The sequence below is a fragment of the Actinoallomurus sp. CA-150999 genome, assembly GCF_050942425.1.
In the GTDB taxonomy this organism is placed as follows: domain Bacteria; phylum Actinomycetota; class Actinomycetes; order Streptosporangiales; family Streptosporangiaceae; genus Actinoallomurus.
Map to the genome: position 1 here is coordinate 3,957,549 of NZ_CP192063.1, position 16,616 is coordinate 3,974,164.

16 protein-coding genes are annotated in these 16,616 nt (G+C 72.0%); 11 read left to right on the forward strand and 5 right to left on the reverse strand.

Going from position 1 to position 16,616, the window contains the following annotated elements; translation table 11 throughout:
• Nucleotides 1-12: 12 nt before the first annotated feature.
• A complete protein-coding gene (locus ACQP2O_RS18585; protein ID WP_433186343.1) occupies nt 13-1,194 on the reverse strand; it encodes a thiolase family protein in 1,182 nt (393 codons plus the stop codon).
• A 61-nt stretch (nt 1,195-1,255) separates the two neighbouring features.
• Here ACQP2O_RS18585 and ACQP2O_RS18590 point away from each other — a divergent pair, with 61 nt between their 5' ends.
• The 10 genes from ACQP2O_RS18590 (at nt 1,256) to ACQP2O_RS18635 (ending at nt 12,530) form a co-directional block, all read left to right on the forward strand.
• Nucleotides 1,256-2,440 (forward strand): acyl-CoA dehydrogenase family protein, encoded by a 1,185-nt coding sequence (locus ACQP2O_RS18590; RefSeq protein WP_433186346.1) that lies wholly within the window; start codon nt 1,256-1,258, stop codon nt 2,438-2,440.
• A gap of 34 nt (nt 2,441-2,474) precedes the next feature.
• Complete coding sequence (locus tag ACQP2O_RS18595) at nt 2,475-3,602, forward strand: acyl-CoA dehydrogenase family protein (RefSeq protein ID WP_433186349.1); 1,128 nt, start codon at nt 2,475-2,477, stop codon at nt 3,600-3,602.
• A 79-nt stretch (nt 3,603-3,681) separates the two neighbouring features.
• Nucleotides 3,682-5,331: an AMP-binding protein gene (locus ACQP2O_RS18600; RefSeq protein WP_433186352.1), complete on the forward strand. Its 1,650-nt coding sequence runs from the start codon at nt 3,682-3,684 to the stop codon at nt 5,329-5,331.
• 58 nt (nt 5,332-5,389) lie between these two features.
• Entirely contained in the window at nt 5,390-6,304 is a 915-nt protein-coding gene (locus ACQP2O_RS18605; RefSeq protein WP_433186355.1) for an HpcH/HpaI aldolase/citrate lyase family protein, read from the forward strand.
• Nucleotides 6,301-7,587, forward strand: a complete 1,287-nt coding sequence (locus tag ACQP2O_RS18610; protein ID WP_433186358.1) for a CaiB/BaiF CoA transferase family protein — start codon at nt 6,301-6,303, stop codon at nt 7,585-7,587. The genes ACQP2O_RS18605 and ACQP2O_RS18610 overlap by 4 nt, the downstream gene beginning before the upstream one ends.
• A 47-nt stretch (nt 7,588-7,634) precedes the next feature.
• Nucleotides 7,635-8,423, forward strand: coding sequence for an SDR family NAD(P)-dependent oxidoreductase (locus ACQP2O_RS18615; RefSeq protein ID WP_433186361.1), 789 nt, complete (start codon nt 7,635-7,637; stop codon nt 8,421-8,423).
• Nucleotides 8,420-9,217 carry an amidohydrolase family protein gene (locus ACQP2O_RS18620; RefSeq protein ID WP_433186364.1) on the forward strand — a complete coding sequence of 266 codons (798 nt, stop codon included), beginning with the start codon at nt 8,420-8,422 and terminating at the stop codon, nt 9,215-9,217. The genes ACQP2O_RS18615 and ACQP2O_RS18620 overlap by 4 nt, the downstream gene beginning before the upstream one ends.
• Nucleotides 9,210-10,004, forward strand: a complete 795-nt coding sequence (locus tag ACQP2O_RS18625) for an enoyl-CoA hydratase/isomerase family protein (protein WP_433186367.1) — start codon at nt 9,210-9,212, stop codon at nt 10,002-10,004. The genes ACQP2O_RS18620 and ACQP2O_RS18625 overlap by 8 nt, the downstream gene beginning before the upstream one ends.
• Nucleotides 10,005-10,014: 10 nt before the next feature.
• Nucleotides 10,015-11,526, forward strand: coding sequence for an NAD(P)/FAD-dependent oxidoreductase (locus ACQP2O_RS18630; protein WP_433186369.1), 1,512 nt, complete (start codon nt 10,015-10,017; stop codon nt 11,524-11,526).
• A complete protein-coding gene (locus ACQP2O_RS18635) occupies nt 11,523-12,530 on the forward strand; it encodes an LLM class flavin-dependent oxidoreductase (RefSeq protein WP_433186372.1) in 1,008 nt (335 codons plus the stop codon). The genes ACQP2O_RS18630 and ACQP2O_RS18635 overlap by 4 nt, the downstream gene beginning before the upstream one ends.
• Nucleotides 12,531-12,626: 96 nt before the next feature.
• Here the strand turns inward: ACQP2O_RS18635 and ACQP2O_RS18640 are convergent, their stop codons facing one another.
• Genes ACQP2O_RS18640 through ACQP2O_RS18650 form a run of 3 tightly spaced genes read right to left on the reverse strand, consistent with a single transcriptional unit; the run spans nt 12,627 to nt 15,054 of the window.
• Nucleotides 12,627-13,313, reverse strand: a complete 687-nt coding sequence (locus tag ACQP2O_RS18640; protein ID WP_433186375.1) for a maleylpyruvate isomerase family mycothiol-dependent enzyme — start codon at nt 13,311-13,313, stop codon at nt 12,627-12,629.
• 36 nt (nt 13,314-13,349) lie between these two features.
• Nucleotides 13,350-14,078, reverse strand: coding sequence for a DUF2625 domain-containing protein (locus ACQP2O_RS18645; RefSeq protein WP_433186378.1), 729 nt, complete (start codon nt 14,076-14,078; stop codon nt 13,350-13,352).
• 55 nt (nt 14,079-14,133) lie between these two features.
• Nucleotides 14,134-15,054, reverse strand: a complete 921-nt coding sequence (locus tag ACQP2O_RS18650; RefSeq protein WP_433186381.1) for a LysR family transcriptional regulator — start codon at nt 15,052-15,054, stop codon at nt 14,134-14,136.
• Between the two features lie 130 nt (nt 15,055-15,184).
• On the opposite strand from ACQP2O_RS18650, the gene ACQP2O_RS18655 reads away from it, so the two are divergent.
• Entirely contained in the window at nt 15,185-15,904 is a 720-nt protein-coding gene (locus ACQP2O_RS18655) for an aspartate/glutamate racemase family protein (protein WP_433186384.1), read from the forward strand.
• A gap of 12 nt (nt 15,905-15,916) precedes the next feature.
• On the opposite strand, the gene ACQP2O_RS18660 is transcribed toward ACQP2O_RS18655, so the two are convergent.
• Nucleotides 15,917-16,579: a nitroreductase gene (locus ACQP2O_RS18660; RefSeq protein WP_433186386.1), complete on the reverse strand. Its 663-nt coding sequence runs from the start codon at nt 16,577-16,579 to the stop codon at nt 15,917-15,919.
• Nucleotides 16,580-16,616 lie beyond the last annotated feature (37 nt).

Here is a 16,616-nt window from a genome sequence, read left to right on the forward strand (position 1 = left end):
ACGTCCGGGCGCTCAGCGGGCGCCGAGGTTCTCCAGGATCAGGGCGTTGGCCATGCCGCCCGCCTCGCACATGGTCTGCAGGCCGTAGCGCCCGCCGGTGTCCTCGAGGAAGCCGAGGAGCGTGGTCGCCAGCCGGATGCCGGACGCGCCGAGCGGATGTCCGAGCGCGATCGCGCCGCCGCGCGGGTTGAGCCGGTCGTCGTCGAGGCCGAACTCCGTCTGCCAGGCGAGCGGGACGCAGGCGAACGCCTCGTTGACCTCCGCGGCGGCGACGTCGTCGAGCGACAGGCCGCAGCGCCGCAGCAGCGTACGCGTCGCGGGGATGGGGCCGGTGAGCATGAGCACCGGGTCGTCGCCGCGGACGGCCGAGGCGACCACCCGACCCCGCGGCGTGCGACCGAGCGCCGCGGCCCGCTCCTCGCTCATGACGAGCATCGCGGCGGCGCCGTCGGTGAGCTGGGAGGAGTTGCCCGCGGTGATCTTCCAGTCGAGGCGGGGGAAGCGGGCGGCGTGTTCCGAACCGGCGAAGGCGGGCGGCAGGGCGGCGAGCCGCTCGATGGTCGAGCCCGGCCGGACGGTCTCGTCGGCGGACACGACACCGTCCGCCGTCGTGATCGGCACGATCTCGCGGTCGAAGGCGCCCGAGGCAGCGGCCTGCGCGGCGCGTGTGTGGGAGCGCACGGCGTACGCGTCGAGCGCCTCTCGCATCAGCCCCCACTTGTCCGCGACGAGCTCGGCCGCCACACCCTGGGGAACCGGGGCAAATCTCGTCAGGACATCGGGTCCGAAGGGATCCGCGCCCATCCGGGCCGAGCCCATCGGCACCCGGCTCATCGACTCGACGCCCGCGGCGATCACGATGTCGTACGCGCCGGCGGCGACGCCCTGGACGGCGAAGTCGAGCGCCTGCTGGCCCGAGCCGCACTTGCGCTCGATCGTCACCGACGGGACGTGCTCGGGGAAGCCCGCCGCGAGCCACGCCTGCCGGCCGGGGGTGGCCGACTGCTCGCCGGCCTGGCCCACGCAGCCGACGATGACGTCGTCGACGGTGCCCGGGTCCAGGCCGGTCCGCTCGACCAGCGCGGTGAGCACCTGGGCGAGCAGGCCGACGGGATGGACCCCGGCGAGCGCGCCGCCGGGCTTGCCCCGGCCCATGGGCGAGCGCACCGCGTCGACGATGACGGCTGCGGACATGGTGTCGGCCTCCTCAGCCAGTCTTGACGGTCTAACTATGCATACCAATATCATGGAATCTATGGCCGCAGTGATCGACAACCCACAGGACGCCGACCTCTCCGAGCACCAGCGGGAGATCCGCGCGATGGCGCGCGACCTGGCCCGTGAGCACTACGCCCCGCCGGCCGCCGGCTGGGACGCCGAGCGCACGCCGCTCCCGGCCGAGGAGCGCCGCAGGCTCGGTGACCTGGGCCTGCTCGGCATCACGCTGCCCGAGGAGTTCGGCGGGTCCGGCGCTCCGGTCCTCGACGCCCTCGTGGTCATCGAGGAGCTCGCCAAGGAGTGCCGCCCGGCAGCCTTCCAGGTGTTCGAGTGCAACACCGGCCCCGCGACGGTCGTCAACCTGCTCGGCGGCGACGACCTCCGCGCCCGCTACCTTCCCGCGATCATCCGCGGGGACGCGACGATGGCCGTGGCGATCTCCGAGCCGGACGCCGGCTCGGCCGCCACCGACATGACGACCTCGGCGGTCCTCGACGGCGACCACTACCGCGTGAACGGGGCCAAACGCTGGATCTCCGGCGGCGGGCACGCCGACCAGTACCTGCTGTACGCCCGGATGTCGGACGCGCCCGGCGCCCGGGGCATCGGCGCGCTGGTCGTCGACGCCGACACTCCGGGCGTCTCGTACGGTGCGCAGGAGCGGCTGATGGGTTTCCGCGGCATCCCCTCCTGTGACGTGTTCTTCGACGACGTCCGGGTGCCGGCGGCGAACCTGCTCGTTCCCGCCGGGCGGTTCCGCGACCTGTTCACCGGGTTCTCGCTGGAGCGCCTCGGCAACGCCACGATGAGCCTCGCGATCGCGCAGGCGGCGCTCGACCGCACGGTCGCGTACGTGCAGGAGCGGAAGGCGTTCGGCAAGCCGATCATCGAGTTCCAGGCCACCCAGCTGACCGTCGCGGACATGGTCATGCAGGTGGAGGCCGCGCGGCTGCTGGTGTACCGCGCGGCCCGGGGAGCAGGGCGCGGTCTGCCCTCGCCCCTGGAGGTGTCCATCGCCAAGTGCACCGCCAACGAGACCGCCAAGCGGGTGACCGACCTGGCCATCCAGCTGCACGGAGGCAACGGCTACACCGAGGAGTACGGCATCGAGCGGCTGCACCGCGACGCGCACGGCTGGGCGCTGGCCGGCGGCACGCCGACGATGCAGCGCACCCGGATCGTCTCCGAGCTGCTGGGCCGCACCTTCGACCAGCGGCGCTGACGCGCGGCCCGCCGATCCGACCCGAGGAGACGAGATGCCCTTCGAACTGCCACGGCGACACGAGGAGCTGAGCGAACGCGCCGTGAAGCTCGCGGAGTCGGTACGGGACCGGGCCGACGCCGGGACCGGTCTGGACCCCGGCCTGCGCACGGCGCTGCGCGAGAGCGGCCTGGCCGGGCTGACCGTTCCGGCCGCGTACGGAGGCGTGGACGAGACCGTGGACCCCCTCGCCGTCACGGTCGTCCGTGAGGCGCTGATGGCGGTCTCGGGACACCTGGACTCGATGTTCGCGATGCAGGGCATCGGCGGATACGCCCTCGCGACCGGGGGAGACGACGACCTTCGGCGGGAATGGCTGCCGCGGATCGCGGCCCTCGACGCGATCGCGGCCCTGGCCCTGACCGAGCCCGGTGTCGGCTCCGACCTCAGGGCGGTCACCACGCGCGTGGCCGAGCGCGGCGGCGAGCTGGTCGTCACCGGCGTCAAGTCGTGGATCACCAACGCCGGCGCCGCGGACGTCTACACGGTGCTGTGCCGGGAGGGCGACGGCCACAGCCTCGTCCTCGTCCCCGCGGCCACCGGGGGAGTGCGCGTCGAGAGCGGCCCGGACATCATCGCCCCGCACGTACTCGGGACGGTGCGCTTCGAGGACGCCCGGGTCCCGGCGGACCATCGCATCGGTGCGGCCGGGCAGGCGTTCCCGCTGGTCCTGGGGACGCTCGCGACCTTCCGGGTCTCGGTGGCGGGGGCGGCGGTCGGCCTGGCGCAGGCCGCGCTGGACGAGGCGGTGCGGCACACGACCGGGCGCGAGCAGTTCGGCACCACCCTGGCCCGGCTGGGGCCGATCCCGCAGATGCTCGGCACGTCGTGGACCGAGCTGGAGTCCGCACGCCTGCTCACGTACGCGGCGGCGTCCCGGGCCGCCGCCGACCCGCTGGCCAACCTGCACTGGTCGTCGATGGCCAAGGTGGGCGCGACCGAGATGGCGGGCCGGGTGGTCGACCGGTGCGTGCAGATGATGGGCCGGTTCGGCCTGGTGTCGGGCTCGGTGATCGAGCGGCTGTACCGCGACGCCCGGCCGATGCGGATCTACGAGGGCGGCAACGAGGTGCTGACCGGCCAGCTCGCCAAGACCCTGACCCGGTCGTCGACGAGCCGGTGAACTAGCCCTCGCCAAAAAACCATGCGTATGATTATCTTGCTTTGCTTGGCGGTGTGAGCGGCCGGGCGGATTGGGTGATATGCGTACTTACACGGACCTCAGGCCGGTGTTCCCCGACCAGCGCGACTGGACCCTCGCGACCGTGCTGCGGCACCAGGCGCGGCACCGGCCGGACGCGACCTTCCTCGACACCCCCGAGGAGGGGCTGAGCTGGACGTACGCGCAGGCCCTCGAACAGGCCGAGTCGGTCGCCGACGGCCTCGCGCGGGCCGGCGCCGCCGCGGGCGATCGCGTCCTGGTGATGGCCGCCAACTCCTCCCAGTTCGTACGGACCTGGCTGGGCACCGGCGTCGGCGGATACGTCGAGGTACCCGTCAACACCGCCTACGAAGGCGTCTTCCTGGAGCACCAGCTGACGACCGCCGCCCCGCGGTGGGCGGTCGTCGACGACGCCCTGGCCGGCCGCTTCCTCGCCGTCGCCGACGCGGCGCGCGTGATCGAACGGTTCTGGGTGATCGACCACGGCGCGCAGGCCGAGGCCGTACGCGCGCTGCGCGACGCCGGGTGGGACGCCCGTCCGTGGGAGGAACTCGCCGTGGGGGCCCGCCCCGGGTTCGACCCGCCCGCGCCGGAGCCCCGCTCGCTCGCCTCGATCTTCTTCACCTCCGGCACGACCGGCCCGTCGAAGGGCGTGGCCATGCCGCACGCGCAGATGTTCTTCTTCGGCGAAGAGGTCGTCAGCCTGCAGCGCCTCACCGCCGAGGACGTCTACCTCACCTGCACGCCGCTCTTCCACGGCAACGCCCAGTTCATGGCCGCCTATCCGGCGCTGATCGCCGGCGCGCGGCTCGTGGTGCGGTCGCGGTTCAGCGCCAGCCGCTGGGTGGACCAGCTGCGCGAGTCCGGCGCCACCGTCACCAACCTCATCGGCGTGATGATGGACTTCATCTGGAAGCAGCCCGCCCGGCCCGGCGACGCCGACAACCGCCTGCGATCGGTGTTCGCCGCGCCGACCGCGAGCTCCATCCTCGCCGGCTTCCGCGAGAGGTTCGGCATCGAGGCGTTCGTCGAGGTCTTCGGGCTCACCGAGACCAGCGCGCCCATCCTCGCCCCGTACGGCGAGGACCGGCCCGCCGGCGCCGCCGGGCTCGCCGCCGCGGACTGGTTCGACGTGCGGCTGGTCGATCCGGACACCGACGTGGAGGTCCCCGTCGGCGAGATCGGCGAGCTCGTCGTCCGGCCGAAGCACCCGTGGACGTGCAGCCTCGGCTACTACGGCATGCCCGAACGCACCACCGAGGCATGGCGGAACCTGTGGTTCCACACCGGCGACGCACTGCGCAAGGACGCCGACGGCTGGTTCTACTTCGTCGACCGGTACAAGGACGCGCTGCGCCGGCGCGGGGAGAACATCAGCTCCTACGAGGTCGAACAGGCCCTCCTGGGCTATGAGGCGGTGGTCGAGTGCGCGGTGATCGGGGTGGACGCCGGTGTCGAGGCCGGTGAGGACGAGGTGATGGCCTGCGTCGTCGCGTCGCGCGACGTCAAGCCGCAGGAGCTGTGGGACTGGTGCACCGGGCGGGTCCCCGCCTTCGCCGTGCCGCGCTTCATCCGCTTCGTCGACGAGCTGCCGAAGACCCCGTCCGAGCGTGTACGGAAGGCCGCGCTGCGCGCCGAGGGCGTCACACCCGACACCCACGACCGCCTGGCCGGCACGGGAGGCGCCTGATGGTGCCCTACTGCTCGATCCTCCTCGTTCACCCCCTGGCCGGCACGGGAGGCAACTGATGGTGCCCTACCGCTCGATCCTCTTCGTCCCCGCGCACAAACCGTCCTGGGTCGCCAAGGCGCTGGCCGCCGGAGCCGACGCGATCGTGCTCGACCTGGAGGACTCGGTCCCCGGCCACCTGAAGGAACAGGCCCGTACGGCCGTCGCCGAGTCGGTCGCCGACGTGCGGGAACACGACCGCCGGGTCGGCCTGTTCGTACGCCCCAACGCGCTGGACACCCGCCTGACCGGCGCCGACCTGGAGGCGGCGGTGGTGCCGGGCCTCACCGGCGTCTTCGCCCCGAAGATCGACGAACCCGCCGACGTCATCCGCTACGACGCGCTCCTCGACCACTTCGAGCACCGCAACGGCGCCACCGGACTGCGGTACATCGTCCCGGTCGAGACCGTCGGCGCGATCCAGCGCGCCCGGGAGATCGCACTCGCCTCCCCCCGCATCGGAGCGATGATCGGCCCGACCGCAGAGCACGCCGACATCGCACGCGCCGTCGGCTACCAGTGGACCCCGGAGGGGGACGAGACCCTGTACCTCCGCAGCCGCGTCCTGCTGGCCTGCCGGGAGGCCGGCATCCACCCGCTCACCGCCCTGTGGGAACGCCTCGACGACCTCGACGGCCTGCGGGAGTTCGCGCGACAGGGCCGCCGGCTGGGCTTCCGCGGCATGATCGCGATCCATCCGTCGCACGTCGCGACCATCAACGAGGTCTTCTCCGCCTCGCCCGACGAGATCGCCTTCCACGAGGGCCTCGTCGCCGCGTACGAGCGTGCGGCCGCGGAGGGCGACGGCGCGGTCCGGTACCGCGGCCTGCACATCGACAAGGCGCACGCCGACACCGCGCGCGCGTGGCTCGCCCACGTCGCCGCCACGCCCGGGACGCTCCCGGGCACCGTACCGAGCGGAGGCCGCGAATGACCGACAAGGTGAACGGCCGGGCACGACCGGCCGCGGGCGAGCGGACGTCGGCGGACGGGTGCGCGGGGGCCGATGGCCCTCCGCTCGCCGGGGTGACGGTGCTGGAGCTCGGGACGATGTACGCCGCCCCGACGGCCGGCCGGATGCTGCGCGACTTCGGCGCGCGCGTCGTCAAGGTCGAGGATCCGGCGACCGGCGACTACGCCCGGCACTGGACGCCTCAGCACGAGGGCCTCGCCCTCGGCTTCGCCCGGCTCAACGCGGGCAAGGAGTCGGTCGGCATCGACCTGCGGCAACCCGCCGGCCGTGACCTGGTCCGCCGGCTGGCGGCCCGCGTCGACGTCGTGCTGGAGTCGTTCCGGCCCGGCCGGCTGGAGGAGTGGGGCCTCGGCTACGACGTGCTCGCGGCGGACAACCCCGGGCTGGTGCTGACGCGCGTCTCCGGATTCGGGCAGACCGGCCCGTACCGCGAGCGTCCGGGCTTCGGCACGGTGGCCGAGACCGCCAGCGGGTACGCGTTCACGAACGGCTGGCCGGACAGCCCGCCGACCTCGCCGCCGTTCGGGTTCGCCGACTCGATCGCCGGGATCTCCGCGGCGTACGGCACGGTCACGACTCTGCTGGCGCGGTCGCGCACCGGCCTCGGCGACGTCGTCGACGTCGCGCTGTACGAGCCGCTGATGTTCATCCTCGGCGACATGATCCTGCGCTACACGAGCACCGGGGAGGTCCAGCAGCGCGTCGGCAACGGCTCCGGCTCGGCGTCGCCGCGCGGCATCTACCCGGCGGGGGACGGCCGGTGGCTGTCCATCGCCGCCTCGTCGCAGCGGATCGCGCTTCGGCTGTTCGAGGCGATGGGGCACCCGGAGTTCGCCGACGATCCGCGATTCGCCACCAACACGGCGCGGATGGAGCACAACGACGAACTGCAGGGCATCGTCGCAGCCTGGGTGGCCGCCCGGCCGCGCGCGGAGGTGCTCGCCGACCTGGACCGGCACGAGGTCGTCGCGGCTCCGGTCAACGACGCGCGGGATGTCGTCGAGGATCCGCACTTCCGGGAGCGCACGCTCGTCGACCTGGCCGGAACCGTCCTCGGCCCGGCGCTGGTCCCCGGCCCCATCCTGCATCTGGGCGGGTACCCGGGGCCCGTGTACGACGGGGTACCGGAGATCGGGGAGCACACCGAACCGGCCCTGCGCGAGCTGCTCGCCCTGTCGCCCGCGGAACTCGCCGGACTCGGCGCGGAGCGGGTCGTGGGTCCGCTGCGGGCGGGGGTCCGGTGACCGGCGTGTCGGGTGGGTCCGCTGCGGGCGGGGGTCCGGTGACCGGCGTGTCGGGTGGGTCCATTGCGGGCGAGGGCTCGGTGACCGGCGTGCCGGTCGACCTCGGCGGCCGGGTGGCGCTGGTGACCGGCGGCAGCCGCGGGCTCGGCCGGGCGATCGCGCTGGGGCTGGCCGAGGCCGGCGCCGACGTGGTCATCGCCAGCCGCAAGCGCGACGCCTGTGAGCGGGCGGCCGCCGAGATCAGGGCGGCGACCGGCCGGAGGACCCTTCCGTACGCGTGCCACGTCGGGCACTGGGACGAACTCGACGGCCTCGTCGACGCGGCGTACGCGGAGTTCGGCCGGCTCGACGTGCTGGTCAACAACGCCGGCATGTCACCGCGCTACGACACCGTGGCGGACGTCGGCGAGGAGCTGTTCGACAAGATCATCGGGGTCAACCTCAAGGGGCCCTTCCGGCTGGCCGCGCTCGCCGGCACCCGCATGGCCGCCGCCGGGGAGGGTTCGATCATCAACATCAGCAGCACCGGGGCGGCGCGCCCCCGGGCGGACATCGTGCCGTACGCCGCCGCCAAGGCCGGCCTCAACGCGATCACCGTCGGTCTCGCGCACGCGTTCGGGCCGGCCGTACGGGTCAACGCGATCATGGCGGGCACCTTCCTTACCGACGTCAGCGCCTCCTGGGACATGGAGGTGTTCGCCGAGCGCGCGGCCCGTTTCGCGCTCCGCCGGGGCGGCCGGCCCGAGGAGATCGTCGGCACGGCGCTGTACCTGGCGAGCGACCTGTCCTCGTACACGACCGGGTCCATCCTCACCGTCGACGGCGGAGGAGCATGATGATCATCGACGTGCACTGTCACGCGTGGCCGGACGCGCTCGCCGAACGGGCGCTGAGCGGCCGCGTTCCGCAGCTGGAGCGGCACGGCGACGGCCGGATCTCGAGCCTGCGCGACGTGCTGACTCGTTCGGGAGTGGACCGCGGGGTGCTCCTCGGCATCGCGGACACCGCCCGGCACGTGGACGGCGTCAACCGGTTCGTCGCCCGCGAACGCGGCGACCGTCTGCTGGGCTTCGGCACGGTGCATCCGGACCTGCCGGCCGAGGAGAACCTCGCGAGCCTGCGCCGGAACGGAATCACCGGCGTGAAGCTCCACTCGCTGTTTCAGGGAGTCGCCTACGACGATCCGCGGCTGTGGGACGTCCTCGAGGCGTTCGGCTCGGAGATCGCGGTCATCGCCCACGTCGGCGCGGGAGGCGACCGCCGGAGCAACGAACGGGCCACGCCGGCGATGGTCCGCGACATCGCGCGCCGATTCCCGGACCTTCGGCTGATCGCCTGCCACTTCGGCGGCTACCACCGTCTCGACGAGGCCGAGGACGTACTCCTCGGAGAGAACGTCTACCTGGAGACGTCCTGGCCGCCCACGATGGCGGAGGTCGACCCCGACCGGGTCCGGAAGATCATCGGCCGACATGGCGCCGACCGGGTGGTCTTCGGCTCGGACTGGCCGATGGCCGACCCCGCACGGGAGATCGCGGCGATCCGCGCCCTCGGCCTGTCCGACGAGCGGACCGAACGCATTCTCGGCGGCAACTTCGCCCGCCTGATGGGGCTGAACGGCGATGACTGACCGCGCGACCGCCGGGTGTGACGGTGCCGTCCTGGTGGAACGGCGTGGTGACGCCACCTGGATCACCCTCAACCGTCCCGAACGCCGCAACGCCTACGACCCGGGGATGGCCGAGGCGGTCGCGGAGGCCATCGACGCCGCGAACCGCTCACGGGCGGTCGTGCTGACCGGCGCCGGCGGCGCGTTCTGCGCGGGCGGCGCGCTGGCCGGCCTCAGCGAGCCCGACGTCACGCAGATGCGCGGCCTGTACCGCGCGTCGCTGCGCCTCTTCGACGCCGTACGATCCTGCCCCCGGCCGGTCATCGCCGCGGTCAACGGCCCGGCGGCCGGCGGCGGGAACGAACTCGTCGTCGCCTGCGACCTCGCGATCGCGTCCGAGTCGGCGACGTTCGGCCAGACCGGCCCACGAGTGGGAAGCTCGCCGGTCACCGGGGCGACCAACGTGATGGGCGTGCAGATCGGGGAGAAACGGGCCAAGGAGCTCGCCATGCTCTGCCGCCGCTACACCGCGTCCCAGGCCCTGGAGCTCGGCCTGATCAACGCCGTCGTGCCCGATGACGACCTCATCCCGACCGTCGACGCCTGGGTGGCGGAGCTGGCCGTGCTCAGTCCGCGTTACCTGGAGATCACCAAGATCAGCTCCAACGTCTGGTGGAACGCCGCCCGCGACTCCTTCAGCACCGGACTCGGCATGCTCGTCCAGTCGATCGGCAGCCCTGACATGGCCGAAGGAGCGCGGGCGTTCCTGGAGAAGCGCCGTCCTCGGTTCCCCGACCCCGACAGCTGAGGAGCTTCCCGTGCACATCGTCGTGGTCGGCGCGTCGCTGGCCGGCGTCCGCACCGTGCAGGCCCTGCGCCGCAGGGGATCCGACGCCCGCATCACACTGATCGGCGCCGAACCGCGCGTCGCGGCCGACCGGCCCCCGCTGTCCAAGACCTACCTCGCCGACCCCGGAGCCGAGGCGCCGCCCCTACTGTCCACCGACCGGCTCGCCGAACTCCACGTCGACACACGCCTGGGCAGACGGGCGACGGCGCTGGACCTCGGCGACCGGTCCGTCGCCTTGGACGACGGCGACCGGGTCCGCTTCGACGCGCTCGTCGTGGCGACCGGGTCGGCTCCGCGTCTCCTCCCCGGCGTCCGGCCGGGCGGCGGCGTGCACGTACTGCGCACCCCCGAGGACGCCGCCGCCATTCGCGCCGGCTGCCGGCCGGGCACCCGCGTCGTCGTCGTGGGCGGCGGGTTCATCGGCGCCGAGGTCGCCTGGACGGCCCGTGGCCTGGGCTGCGAGGTCACGATCGTCGAGCCGCGGGCCGCCCTGATGGAGCGCGGCCTCGGCCCGCACCTCGGCGCCGCCCTCACCCGGATGCACACCCGCGCCGGGGTGACACCGCGACTCGGCACGGGCATGGCGGCGGTTGAGCGCGGCGGGATCGATGTGGTGGCGGTTGAGCGTGCCGGGATCGATGTGGTGGCGGTTGAGCGTGGCGGGGCCGATGTGGTGGCGGTTGAGCGTGGCGGGGCCGATGTGGTGGCGGTTGAGCGTGGCGGGGCCGACGCGGTGGCGGTCGAGTGCGCCGGGATCGATATGGCGGCGGTTGAGCGCGGCGGGGCCGACGTGGCGATGGTTGAGCGTGGCGGGGCCGCCATGGCGGCGGTTGAGCGCGCCAGGGGTGAGGTGGTGCCGGTTGAGGGTGCCGGGGTCGGTGCCGCCGGTGAGCCGGACCGTCGTGCGGTCACGGCCGTCCGGCTCACCGGGGGCGAGCGCATCCCCGCCGACCTGGTCGTGCTCGGCGTCGGGGCGGTGCCGGAGACCGGCTGGCTGACCGGCTCGGGGCTCACCCTGGACGACGGGGTCGTCTGCGACGAGCACCTGGCCGCGATCGGCGCCCCGGGCGTGTACGCCGCCGGTGACGTCGCCCGCTGGCACCATCCCCGGTACGGGGAGCCGGTCCGCGGCGAGCACTGGACCAACGCCGTCGACCACGCCGCCGTGGTGGCCGCGAACCTCACCGGCGGCCACGTCACCTGCGACGCCGTACCGTACGTCTGGTCCGACCAACTCGGCGGGCGGTTGCAGATCTACGGGCGGTTCCGGCCCGAAGACGAGGTGCGGATCGTGCACGGCGACCCGGAGGACGGGCGCTTCGTCGCCGTCGCCGTCGCCGGTGACGGGGGAGTGTTGCAGGGGGTCGCGGGATTCGGCGTCACCCGAGAGCTCGCCCCCTTCCGCAGGCTCCTCCTGGCGGGAGGAACCTGGCAGGAAGCACTGGACGCGCATGGTGATCTGGCGAAGGGACGACGATGAGGTTTGGTCTGGCCATCATGAACGACTTTCCGCCGGAGGTCGTGCCGGCGGAACGGATCGGCGCGCTGCGCGAGCAGGTCGCCGCCGCCCGGGAGGCGGGTTTCTCCTCGATCTGGATGCTGCAGCACTACCTCGGCACCATGCCGACCCTCCAGCCGCTGCCGACGCTCGCCGCCCTGACCGCCGAGACCGGCGGCATGGACATCGGCACGAACATGCTCATCCTGCCCCTGCATCATCCGGTCGAGGTCGCCGAGCACTTCGCCACGCTCGACCACCTGTCCGGTGGCCGGGTGATCGCCGGGTTCGGCATGGGCTACCGGGAGAACGAGTTCCGTTCCTTCGGCGTCCCCCTGGACGAGCGCAAGACCCGGTACGAGGAGTCCGTGGAGATCATCCGGGCGTTGTGGTCCGGGAAATCGGTCAGCCACCGAGGCGCGCACTTCGCCCTCGACGAGGAGCGGATCAGCCTGCCCCCGGTCCAGCCGGGCGGCCCGCGGATCTGGGTCGGCGCGGGTGCCCACCGCACCGGCGCCCGCCGGGCCGCTCGGCTCGGCGACGGCTGGATCGTGCCGCCGCACGTCTCACCGGACCGCCTGACGACGGTGCTCGGCTGGCACCGGGAGGAGACCGAACAGCTCGGCGACGAGCGCCGGCACGAGTACGTCATCCGCCGCGAACTCGTCCTCGACCACGACGGCGACCGCGCACGCGAGGTCGGCCTGCGCGCCCGCGGCGCCCTGACCCGCGCGTACGCCGCGTTCAACGCGCCGGACCGAACCGCGTCGTACCGTCATCTCCAGAGCGCCGACGCGGCGAAGGAGGTCGCCGACGAGTCGTACATCTTCGGCACGCCGGAGCTGGCGGTCGACCGGCTTCAGGCACTGGAGCGGCTCGGCGTCGGATACGTGATCCTGCGAATGCAGTGGTACGACCTGCCGCAGGAGCAGGTGCTGGCGACCATGCGCCTGTTCCGCGAGGAGGTGAAGCCACACTTCACCTGAGCCCCCGCCGGCGTGATCTATCCGCAGCTACATCGCCTGACGAAACGCCGACGACATCCGGCTACGCCGGGTCGAACGTCGCCTGATCCGAGCCGGTCAGGGCACCAGCGGTCCGGCCAAGGCCCGTAGCCCCGCCTCGCGATCCCCGATCCAGGCCACCGAATCCGTATCCCGCGGTTTCCGGTCCCAAAGCATCAGCAGCAGGTCCTCGGCCCTGCCGGAGACCTGGGCTACCGGCTCGCCGGGCCCGTGGGTCCAGGACCCGCCGGAGTCGGTGGCGGCAATGCGGACGGCCTGCTCGGGCCCGGTGGCGTGCCCTCTGGCGATCATGCGGGGCGCCATGGTGTCGAAGACCTCGGCGACGCCGTCGGTGGCGAGCACCACGTCCATCGGTGTCGCCGAGCCGACCGCGTTCTCGGCGTCCCAGCGATGTATCAGCGTCTCCTGGGCGCGGCGCCGACGCCAGAACCCGACCGTGCGTGGAGGAAAGAACGTCCACGCATCGGTCGAGGGATCAACCGACAGCGCCCGTACGAGTGTGTTCGCCGTTTCGGCGTACCAGGCATTGAGCGCCGTCTGGTCGCGGGGCGCAGCCCCCTCGTCGTAGTCATCGCCGTGCCCCTCTTTCACGGCCGTGACGACCCACAAGTTGCCTGCTCCCATATGAGCGGCCAGGTCGAACAGCGTCCAGTCACCGCAATGCTCGACAGGCGCGGACAGGTCGCCGTCCAGTACGGCGCCGAACGCGTCGAGTTCGCGCCGGAGAGCGGCCAGGTAATCCACAGCGCCAAAATACAGCTCACCTGGGATGGAGGCGGTCTACACCTCACCGAGAAATCCGGGATCGGCCAGGCCCATCTGCCGGGCGAAGTCGGCGGCCACACCGAGAACCTCACGCATCGGCACGGCACGACGGCTCGTGGCCGCGATATCCGCCTGAGCCTCCTTCGACCACAGGAACGGGAACACCGTGATCCCCTGGGAGAAGGTCAGCGCCGCTGCCTCCTCGCGCCAGCCCGGCCAGCGCAGCCCTTCGTAGAACTTCTCGAGCCTGCCCGACACCAGCCAGGAGATCCACGTCGAGTGACCCATCTCCATCGCCTCCCACTCCAACGTGTCGGGGGCGAAGTAGGTCATCTGCCCGGGAACGCCGGGCCGGCCGGCCGCTGCCGGATCGTGACCATTGAGCGCGAACACCCCGCCCAACACGTCCTGGCCGACGACCAGGCCCGACGCCGGCTGCCACGCGGGATCGAACGTGGCAGGGAACCCATTGACCTGGGCAAGGCTCGGCAGGCCACCGTCGCCATGGCTCGCTCCTCCGCCGAACACCCGGACCCAGCCGTCGTCGAGGACCAGTCCGCCGCAGTTCAGCGCCACGGCGCCGAGCACCGATCGGGCGGTGACCTGCAGCTGCACCAGACATCGGCGAGCCTCGTCGTGGTCGACCGGCAGCACCTTCAGCGGAACCGCGCCGGCCGCGAGAACCTCCTGCAGCGGCGGCCAAGCCGGATCGTCCACGTTGACCAGTTCGTTGAGTTCACGCACCCGACGATGATCGCAGCACCCCCGGCGTGGCGGCGCTGACCGGCTCGATCATTGTTCACCGAGGGGAGACCGCGGCGAAGAGCGGGGGCGCCGCGTCGATGATGTGGCGTCGCAGGTCGGCGATCGGCGGCGTCAGCGGCCGATCGCTCCGCCAGATCAGCGAGATCGTCCGCCTCGCTCGGTCGTCGGCGATCGGCCGTTCGACGGTGCCGGGGATCCCGCTCCCCGCCGGAAGCACGGCGACGCCGAGACCGGCACCGACCAGTCCACTGGCGGTCGCGATGTCCTGGCTCTCGACGATGTACGTGGCGGACGTCCGGGCGGCGCTCAGTAGCCGATCGGTGAGCGTCCGGAGGCCGTACGCCGGGCTGAGCGTGATCAGCGCCTCGCCGCCCAGATCACGGAGCCGCACCGGGCCCGCCTCCGCCAGCCGATGGCCGGACGGCACGAGCAGCACCAGGGGCTGCTCCGCGAGCCGGCGCGACCCGAGGTACGGGGGGAGCCGCCGCGTCACCGGCGCCGCGAGACACAGGTCGACACGACCGTCGAGGACCTGGCGGAGCAGCTCATTCGTTCCCTCATGCACGAGCCGGACCACGACCCCGGGCCGCGTCATCCGGAACGCTCTGAGGAGATCCGGAACGATCGACGGGCCCATGCTGTGCAGGAACCCCAGGACGACCGTCCCGGTGTCCGGGTCGGCTTCGGCGCGCACCGCACGCAAAGCGGCGAGCAGGTCGGCGAGGACGCGGTCGCCGTGTTCCGCCAACTGCCTGCCGGGGCGAGTGAGCCTGATACCGCGCCCCTCCCTCTGCACCAGAGGAACGCCCAGGTCCGCCGACAAGCGAGCGATCGCACGGGACAGCGTCGGCTGGGGGACGCCGAGCTGCTCGGCCGCGCGGGTGATGTGCTCGTGGCGGGCCACGGCGAGGAACTCCTCCAAGCCGGGCGCGAGGCCGAAGGTCTCATACCCCATGCACATCGACGATAGCGCGATCGATTCCAGCGGGTATGGGTGGGCCGCGGCGAATCAATACATGAATGCATGAAACAAGGCCGCTTCCGGTATTGGACGCATATATGGACTTCGTCCTATGGTTCAGTCCATGAAGACCATCGGAATCGTTGGCGGTCTCGCGTGGCCGAGTTCGGTCGTGTACTACCGGGTCATCAACGAACTGATCGGTCGGCGTCTGGGCGATGGCGGCCTGCACAGTGCGAACCTTGTCCTGGCGCAGACCGATTTCGCGGAGATCGAGCGCAATCAGCGACTCGGTCGATGGGATATCGTCGGCGAATTGATCGCGGCGCAGGGTAATAAGCTGAAGGCCGCCGGAGCGGATTTCTTCCTGGTGGCGTGCAACACCGTCCACACGGCGGCCGAATACGTTGAAGGCGCCGTCGATCTGCCGTTCATCCACATCGTGGATCCGACCGCTCGCCAGATACTGGAACGCGGCTTCCGCACCGTCGGGCTGCTCGGCAGCCGCTACACGATGACCGGTGGCTATTTCGTGGACCGGCTGCGGCGGCGCTACGGCCTGAGGGTGCTGGTCGCAGAGGGCGAACACCAGGACGACGTGCACAACGCGCTGTACGAGGAACTCGCCAAGGGCATCGTCCGTCCCGCCACCCGCGACAGGTTCAAGGCGGCCATCGCCGACCTGGTCGATCGCGGCGCGGAGGTCGTCATCCTCGGGTGCACCGAGTTCGGCATGCTCGTCGAGCCGGAGGACGGCACGGTGCCCGTCATCGACACGACCCGTGCGCACGCCGAGGCGGCCGTCGACATGGCGCTGGCCGATGTGAGGCTTTGCGCGGGCTGAGGGCGGGTGACGTCAATCGACGAACACGACCGTCTCGTCGAGCGGCGCCCGGCCCGTACGGGCGTAATCCACCGTGACGTCCTCGAACCCGATCGACATGCCGCAGAAGAGGATGAGCTCGGCCGGCGGTGACAGGACCTCTGCGACGTTCGTGTGAAACTTCGCCCATGCCATCTGCGGGCAACTGTGCAGCCCCTCGGCGCGGAGCAGCAGCATGACGGTCTGCAGATACATGCCGACATCGGCCCATTGGGGCGAGCCCATGTCGCGGTCGATGTAGCAGAACAGGGCGGCGGGCGCGCCGAAACACTCCCAGTTCGCGGAAGCGGCCCGCTGGCGCGCCGCCAGGTCGTCGTGCGAAATGCCGAGTGCGCCGTAGCGCTGCGCACCGAAGGCGGATTGGCGCTCGTGGTACGGGGACTTCAGTGCCGGCGGGTACTGCTCGTACTCCGGCTCGTCCCAGGGATCGCCAACGGCCAAGCGCTCGCGGACACGCTTCTTGAGCTCGGCCAGCGGCGCGCCGGTCAGCACGTAGGCGTGCCACGGCTGAATGTTCGATCCGGACGGCGACCAGGCCGCGGCGGACAGCACGCGCTCCAGCGTCTCCCTTGGCACCTGCCGGTCGGTGAACCCACGCACCGCCCGTCGGCTCGTGACCGCCTCATAGACATCCATGATCGTCCAGCTCCCGTCGCTCGACGTGCTCCACCTC